This is a genomic window from Campylobacter sp. CNRCH_2015_1657 (genome assembly GCF_025772685.1).
Taxonomy (GTDB): domain Bacteria; phylum Campylobacterota; class Campylobacteria; order Campylobacterales; family Campylobacteraceae; genus Campylobacter_D; species Campylobacter_D lari_D.
In genome coordinates this window covers 208,529-216,253 of the sequence record NZ_JAKMSO010000002.1, presented here as the reverse complement: position 1 = coordinate 216,253, position 7,725 = coordinate 208,529, and the positions used below count along the sequence as shown (strand labels likewise).

The window sequence follows — 7,725 nt, the reverse complement described above, 5'->3', positions numbered from 1 at the left end:
AGGTTTTGGTTCAGGTTTTGGTTCAGGTTTTGGTTCAGGTTTTGGTTCAGGTTTTGGTTCAGGCGCGGGCTTATTAATACTAACTTTATCTTCATCTAATACAGCAACAAAATCAATACTATTGTTTCCTGATATTTCAACTTTTTCAAAGTCATTTATATTATTTTTTAATCCAGCTAAATTTATAGTAATTATATTGCCACTAGTGTAAAACATAGGTAATGGTATGTATTGTAATTTACCACCTTCTATTTGATAAGAATTTGCTATAAGTTTAGAATTACCATTATTTCCAAAATCAAGCTGCAAAATAGCATTGTTTTTTTGGTTATATAGACCTTCTACAATTAAATCGCTTAAGTCTTGATTTCCAGGTCTCACAATTCCTTGATTGTATAAATTATTTTTTATTAAACCATTTCCACTAAATTTACCATTAGTTAAAACTTTAACCTCCCCACTTATAATTCCTTTATTGTTTTGTGTTTTTATTAGGGAAAGCTCACCTTCTTTTACTATAGTTTTACCAAGATAAGTATTTTCTCCACTTAAAATTAACCTCCCTTGACCATCTTTGATAAATCCAATATTTAAATTTTGTATTTCATCTTTTGGAGAATTTAAAGCATCGAGTCTATGTAAACTATCATCCCATTTTTTTTGAGATATGTCATTGCTAAAAGTCGCGTTATATCCTTGAGTATTTATAGTATAGTAAGCTTCTTTTTCGCCATAAGTATCGGTAATATCTTGTGAATTTAATCTATTTGCATCTAAAATTCCTATACCATTTATGGCTTTTTTAATGTCCAGAATGCCTTGTCCTAAGATTTGTTCTTTTTTGAGAGTTTGTATTCCTTTGTAGTCTTCATTGGCATTTTGCATAAGTGGATATTTGTCGATTAGATTGTTTAATATCTTATCTGCTTCAAAACTCCAATATCCAGCATCTATCAAATCTTGTTTTATTTTATTTTTATCATCAGGGATAGGCGTATCTATATAAATAATAGTATAATAGGATTGTTTTCTTCCATTGGAAGTATTGAGAAGTTGAGTTTCTTTTACTGTTAGTTTTGGAGTTTTGTAATTTTTATTTGCTGTACTTAATAAAACATCAGCTATTTGTTTTCCATTTAAAAAAGGGAATTTTTCTGACACTAAAGCAGCAGCTCCACTTACCATAGGAGTTGCCATAGAAGTACCACTCATTTTAACATATAAATTTTTATCAGGTCTTCCAAAAATGGGTTGTATATTATAAGCAGCATTAACTGAATTAACAAAACTTCCAGGTGCTACTAATGAAAAATTTTCAACTCCTTTTAATCCATTGCTATACGATGCTATAGCTTTAGAGGATAATATAAGTTTTCCATTTTCATCTTTTGTAATTTTAGAAGAATCAATGGCTCCAATGCTAAGCCATGATCTTAAATTTTCATCATAATAAGGAAGAGTAGCATTAAATCCAGGTGATACTATACCCTCATTTCCAGCTGCAAATAGTATTAGAATGTTTTTTTCTTTTGCTAACTTTATAATCCCATCAAGCGGTTTATTGTTGTTTGCTAAATTTAAAAAATAATTAGAATTTTGCTTTTTAAGATCTGATACATACCACCCGAGCTGACTCATTCCTACTATTGGATATAATTGCGTATTCCAACTATTATTGATTATTTTTATTTCTTTATCTTTAAAATAATCATAAATATTATAAGGAATTATTTTTTGACTTCCATTGTTATAGCCAAAAATTTGAATTCCATACATTTTCGCATTGTAAGCAATCCCATATGGTTCTTTAATGTTTTTAAAATTACCAAGTATAATTCCTGCTACATGTGATCCGTGAGTGTCTACTGTTAGATCAGGAGTATAAGGTTTATTATTTACTGTTGAGTATTGTTGCTCTATGATTTGTCCTTGCAAACTAGGATGATTTGCATTAAAAGCAGAATCTATAATACCTACATTTATATTTTTTCCTGTGATATTAAGATCGTGTGCTTTATGAACATTAATAACTTCAAAATCATTTAAAGCTAAAATTTGAGTTATAAAAATAAATATTATTAAATATTTTTTCATATGACTTTCTTAAATTTTATTAAAGATTCTTATAATTTTTAAGTATAACAGAAATATTTTAATTTTGATTAGAAACTCTTGTTTAAGATATTTATATTATTTCTTTTCCTTCTATAAAAAGTTTTAACACTTCTTTGCTTTGTAAGATAAATTGCAAAGGAAGTTGTTTTAAATTTGCACTATTTGGTAAAGCAAAAAGACTAAAATCAGCTATTTTGCCTTTTTGAATTTGACCCAGGTTTAAATTTAAGGCTTTTGCGGCTTTATTTGTTGCCATTAAAAGTAACATTTTGGCAAAATTTTCTAACTCTAAATCATCATGTATAAGTAAATTTGCTCTCATTTCATCAAGCATGCTTAAAGAAGTATTTGAACTTAAGCCATCGGTTCCTAGATGGATATTAATACCATTTTTTAAAGCAGATTTTAATTTAAAAGTATTTTTACTCAAAAGCCTATTTGAAAAAGCACAATGCGTGATTGAGTGCAGATTTTTATCTAGCAAATTCCATTCTTTAAAATACACGCAATGTGTAAATAAAGTCCTTTGATCTTTAAAAAGTTCTAAAAAGCTTTGCGGAGTGTAAAATGGCATAGGATTTTTGCTAAATTTAGCCAAGCTCTTTTTAAAACCACCTTTTTTAAATCTTAGCCAGTTGTTTTCATGATTACTTTCAAGAAAATGTGTGCTTAGTAAATGATCATTTTCTCTAGCAAGTTTTATAGCAAATTTAGCAAGCTCTGGGTGGGTTGAGTAGGGTGCATGCACTGAAATAGCAGGGATAAATTTAGAAGTTTTAAAGCTCATGCTTTTTTCATAACGAGTTAAAAATTCCTCTTTTTTTGCTTGGATAAAATTTTCACTTGAACCTAAAATTTCATTGAAAAATATCACCCTAGCTTGTGAATTTACACAAGGGTTTAAATCGCCCCCAAAGCTTGAAATTTCTCCTATAGTAGCAGTGCCACTTTTTAGCATTTTATGAATATTTTGTGAGATTAATTTTTCTTTGGCTTTTTCGTTTAATTGCTCGCGGTTATTAAAAACGCTATCAAGCCATTTTAAAAAGTCTCCAAAGACTAAATTTCCATTATTTGCACTAAATTCTAAATGCATGTGCGGGTTGATAAAAGCAGGTAAAAGTAAGGTATTTTTTGGAGTTGGTATAAGCTTGGCTTTTGGATAGGATTTTTGTAAATTTTCTAAGCTATCAATTTCTAAAATATTATCATCAAAAAGAATAGCTTTTTTTTCTAAAATACTAAATTTATCATCACAGGTTAGGATGATTTTGGGTGCTATTATAAACATTTTCCATCCTTTAAAAAGGTAAATTGTAGCTAAAATTTAGCTTTAAAGTGTTATAATATAGTAAATATTACTAAATAAAGGTTAGATTATGAAAGTTATGGTGATACAAGGACCAAACATTAATATGCTTGGTGTAAGAGAAACTCACATTTATGGTAATATGAAAATGGAAGATATCCACGAGCAAATGAAACAAGCCGCAAAACAAGCTAATGTGGAGATTGAGTTTTTTCAAAGTAATTTTGAAGGTGAGCTAGTTGATAAAATTCAAGAATGCTTAGGCAGTGTAGATGGAGTGATTATTAATGCAGCTGCTTATGCACACACTTCTATAGCAATCCGCGATGCGATTGCGGCGATTAATATGCCTGTGATTGAAGTGCATATTAGCAATACTTACAGAAGAGAAGAATTCAGACAAAAAAGCATGATAGCGCCAGTTTGTGCAGGTAGCGTGGTAGGTTTTGGTCCTTTTGGTTATCATATGGCTCTAATGGGACTTTTCCAAATTTTTGATCAAATCAATGCATATAAAGCAGCTCAAGCAAAAGCACAACAAGCAAATCAATGAATTTTATCTTAAAAAACGAAAATGCACTTTTTTATGAGTGCGGTTATTCTTGCGATAATGCTTTGTTTTTAAAACTTGAAGATAAAGCTTTTTTCATCACTGATGCAAGATATAGCTTTGAAGCTAGCGAAATGATAAAAAATGCTAAGGTAGTTTTAGCACAAGATCTTTTTGCTAGTGCTAGAGAGCTTTTAGAAAAAGCAGGAATTGATAGGGTGTGTTTTGACCCAAAAGACTTTAGTTATTTTGAATTTAAAGAACTTAGTAAAAGTGTTAATATCGTTTTTGAAGAAAAATTAGACTTAAGTAAAAATAAACGCATTATAAAAAATGCCAAGGAATTACAACTTTTGCAAAAGGCTGTAAATTTTGGTAAAGAATGCTTTGAAGAATTTGCTAAATTTATCAGCCAAGAAGGCCATGGAAAAAGCGAAAAAGAATTACATTTTAAAGCATGTGAAATTTTTCAAAAAAAAGGTTCTTTAGGACTTTCTTTTTCACCTATTGTGGCTATTAATGAAAACGCAGCTAAAGCACATGCTTTACCTGGTGATAAATGTTTAGAATATGGAGATTTGTTATTAGTTGATGCGGGTGTGGTTTATCAAAGGTATTGTTCTGATCGCACAAGAACGGCTTGTTTTGATGAGAATGGTATAGTTTTTGATAAAAATAAGCCAAATTTTAAAGACAAAGAAATTATACAAATTTATGAGGTGGTTAAGCAAGCTCAGCTTCAAGCTATAGAAAAAGCACGCGTTGGTATGATGGCAAGTGAGCTTGATTTTATCGCAAGAGAAGTGATTAAAAACGCAGGTTTTGAAAAAGAATTTATTCATAGCTTAGGGCATGGAGTGGGGCTTGATATACATGAGTTACCAAACATTAGTCCAAGAAGTGATTATGAGTTAAAAGAAGGTATGGTATTTACCATTGAACCTGGAATTTATATCAAAGATAAATTTGGCATTAGGATAGAAGATATGGTTTATCTTGATAAAGAAAAGGCAGTGGTGTTATAACTTGCTGATTAAAGGGGCTAGAAGGTTAGAAAAAATTCGTTTTTTTCCTTTTTATTCAAAGGCTGATAAAAAAGGAAAATACATAGCCATTATAGGACTTGGAAGCAATATAGAAGATGAAAAAAAACGCTTTCGGAGTTTATTTAGGCTTTTAATGCAAGATAAACGCTTGCAAGTATTGCAAACATCGCCATTTTTGATTAATAAAGCTTTTGGCTTTGAAGAGCAAAAAGACTTTACTAATGCAGTGATGGTTGTAAGCACAAGTTTGCATGCAAGAGCACTTTTAAAAGTTTTGTTTTTTTATGAGTTTAAATTCAAAAGAAAAAGAACTTTTAAAAATGCTCCTAGAACGCTTGATTTGGATTTGTTGTATTTTTCAAAAAAAGCGCGTAAAGATGAGTATTGCATAGTGCCTCATGCGGGGGTAAATGATAGAATTAGCGTAACTTTGCCTTTGGGCTTGTTAAGATAAGGAAAAATATGGGACAATTGATTCATACTTTTACGGTTGAAAGCACAGATGAGATTATACCTAAGGTCAAGCAAGATTATGGCGATAAGGCTTTGATAGTAACTAATAAGCAAATTCGTCCAAAAACTATCAATCAAAAGCCTTTGTATGAGGTTATAGTGGCGATTGAAGAAGCTGATTATGAAGAGCATTTAAAACAAAACAATTTACCTATGCCACCAAAGAAAAAACCAAATACAGCAAGTTTTCCTGAGGCTAAAATTCAAGCTCCAAAACTTGAAGATGAAAAAAAAGAAGAAGATGTAGTGCTTGATTTTTCTTCAAAAGCTAAGCAAAAACCTATTAATCCTTATTTAAATACAAGCAAAAAAGATGATAATTTTTTAAATTTAAAAAACAAGCTTTCTCAGGTTAGCTCAGAAATTAGCAAGGTTTCAAACTATCAAGATTTTTCTATGCCAAATCCAAATTATGATAAAAAAATTGAAGCCTTTGAAAAACAAATGAACAAGCTTAATGATAAAATGAATTTGCTTGTGGATATGATGTGGGATGATAAGGCAGATTTACGCAAAGAATTAGCTATACCGCCTGAGTTTGCAAGTATTTATAAGCAAGCTAAAGCAAGTGGTATGCAAGAAGCGCATTTAGAAGCGATTATGAAAGCGACTATTGAAAATATGCCAAGCACTATGAAAGCAAATCAAGAAGCAGTGCAAAGGTATTTTTACTCACTTTTGCGTAATATGCTTCCATGTCGTTTAGAAAGTGAAATTAAAAAGCAAAAAATTATGATGTTAGTAGGCCCAACAGGAGTGGGTAAAACTACTACTTTAGCTAAACTTGCTTTTCGCTATGCTTATGGAGATAGACGCTATAAAACCGGTATTATAACTCTTGATACTTATAGAATAGGTGCAGTAGAGCAACTTTTTCAATATGCTAAGATGATGAAGCTTCCTATCATTGATAGTATAGAGCCAAATGACTTAGATGATGCGATTAGAAGTTTAAATACTTGTGAGGTTATTTTAGTAGATACAACCGGAAATTCACAGTATGATAAGGCAAAACTTGAAAAAACAAAAGAATTTTTATCGCATTCTAATGCACAAATTGATGTGAATTTAGTACTTTCAGCAAATACAAAATATGAAGATTTATTAGAAACTTATAATAATTTTTCATTTTTAAATATAGACACTTTAATCATTACAAAATTTGATGAAACAAAAGTATTTGGAAATGTGTTTTCTTTGCTTTATGAAACTAGCACTCCGATGAGCTTTTTTTCCATAGGTCAAGAAGTACCTGATGATATAGAAGTAGCAAATAGCGACTTTTTGGTGCGTTGTGTGTTAGAAGGTTTTAGAAGGGATGAAAATGAGTAATCAAGCAGAAAAATTAAAAGATCTAGTAAAAAATGAAAACTCAAATGTAAAACATACCCATTTTATCGCAGTTACTAGCGGTAAAGGTGGGGTTGGAAAAAGTACTTTTAGTGCAAATTTGGGCAACATCCTAGCTAAAAATGGATATAAAGTAGGGCTTTTTGATGCAGATATAGGGCTTGCAAATTTAGATGTGATTTTAAATGTGCGTGTAGAAAAAAACCTTTTACATGTTTTAAAAGGTGAATGCTCACTAGAAGATATTCTAATAGAAGTCAAGCCAAATTTATGGCTTATCCCAGGTGAGAGTGGCGATGAAATTTTAAAATACAATGATAAAAATATTTATGAGAGATTTTTAAATCAAACAAGTATTTTAGATGATTTAGACTTTTTAATCATTGATACAGGAGCAGGTATTGGTGGTAATATAGGGAATTTCTTAGAAATGTCTGATGAGGTTATTGTCATAACTGTACCTGATCCTGCCGCAATTACCGATGCTTATGCTACTATAAAAACTACTTCAAAGACTAAAGAGAATTTATTAATGGTATTTAATGTAGTTAGAAATGAAAATGAGGCTTTAAGAATTTTTGATAATATTAAAAAAGTAGCAGATATTAACATTAAGCATAATTTAAATTTAGAATTTTTAGGATTTTTAGGTCAAAGTAAAGATATTAGTTCTAGTATTAAAAAAAGAACTTTATTTAGTGATGATGATACAAATGCAAGTGATGAACTCAAAGCCATAGCTTCTAAGCTTTTGTATAGGTTGGAACAAAAAGTGCTTAATAATGTGGGAGATAAAAGCATTATGAGTTTTTTCAAAAAGCTTTTGGATCGTTTTTAGATTG

At 30.3% G+C, this 7,725-nt stretch carries 7 protein-coding genes; 5 read left to right on the top strand and 2 right to left on the bottom strand.

What is annotated here, in order from left to right:
• Together L8X27_RS02840 and L8X27_RS02835 are read right to left on the bottom strand one after the other, a co-directional pair.
• Positions 1-2,094, bottom strand: a 2,094-nt coding sequence (locus tag L8X27_RS02840; RefSeq protein WP_263681023.1) for a S8 family serine peptidase, incomplete at its 3' end; no start/stop codon positions are given.
• 91 nt (positions 2,095-2,185) lie between these two features.
• Positions 2,186-3,406 carry a metal-dependent hydrolase gene (locus L8X27_RS02835; protein WP_263671086.1) on the bottom strand — a complete coding sequence of 407 codons (1,221 nt, stop codon included), beginning with the start codon at positions 3,404-3,406 and terminating at the stop codon, positions 2,186-2,188.
• An 88-nt stretch (positions 3,407-3,494) separates the two neighbouring features.
• On the opposite strand from L8X27_RS02835, the gene aroQ reads away from it, so the two are divergent.
• From aroQ to flhG, 5 genes are read left to right on the top strand one after another with little or no spacing between them, the layout of a single operon-like run.
• Positions 3,495-3,977: a type II 3-dehydroquinate dehydratase gene (aroQ, locus tag L8X27_RS02830; RefSeq protein ID WP_039625266.1), complete on the top strand. Its 483-nt coding sequence runs from the start codon at positions 3,495-3,497 to the stop codon at positions 3,975-3,977.
• Positions 3,974-4,999 (top strand): M24 family metallopeptidase, encoded by a 1,026-nt coding sequence (locus L8X27_RS02825; protein WP_263671085.1) that lies wholly within the window; start codon positions 3,974-3,976, stop codon positions 4,997-4,999. The genes aroQ and L8X27_RS02825 overlap by 4 nt, the downstream gene beginning before the upstream one ends.
• 1 nt (position 5,000) lies before the next feature.
• Positions 5,001-5,474 (top strand): 2-amino-4-hydroxy-6-hydroxymethyldihydropteridine diphosphokinase, encoded by a 474-nt coding sequence (folK, locus tag L8X27_RS02820; protein WP_220566782.1) that lies wholly within the window; start codon positions 5,001-5,003, stop codon positions 5,472-5,474.
• 8 nt (positions 5,475-5,482) lie between these two features.
• A complete protein-coding gene (flhF, locus tag L8X27_RS02815) occupies positions 5,483-6,865 on the top strand; it encodes a flagellar biosynthesis protein FlhF (RefSeq protein ID WP_039667960.1) in 1,383 nt (460 codons plus the stop codon).
• Entirely contained in the window at positions 6,858-7,721 is an 864-nt protein-coding gene (flhG, locus tag L8X27_RS02810; protein ID WP_133319628.1) for a flagella biosynthesis ATPase FlhG, read from the top strand. The genes flhF and flhG overlap by 8 nt, the downstream gene beginning before the upstream one ends.
• The last annotated feature ends 4 nt before the right edge of the window (positions 7,722-7,725 follow it).

Excerpts from the sequence above, each read along its gene's own strand:
- L8X27_RS02835 (WP_263671086.1), bottom strand. The coding sequence starts at position 3,406 with ATGTTTATAATAGCACCCAAAATCATCCTAACCTGTGATGATAAATTT.
- aroQ (WP_039625266.1), top strand. The coding sequence starts at position 3,495 with ATGAAAGTTATGGTGATACAAGGACCAAACATTAATATGCTTGGTGTA.
- L8X27_RS02825 (WP_263671085.1), top strand. The coding sequence starts at position 3,974 with ATGAATTTTATCTTAAAAAACGAAAATGCACTTTTTTATGAGTGCGGT.
- flhF (WP_039667960.1), top strand. The coding sequence starts at position 5,483 with ATGGGACAATTGATTCATACTTTTACGGTTGAAAGCACAGATGAGATT.
- flhG (WP_133319628.1), top strand. The coding sequence starts at position 6,858 with ATGAGTAATCAAGCAGAAAAATTAAAAGATCTAGTAAAAAATGAAAAC.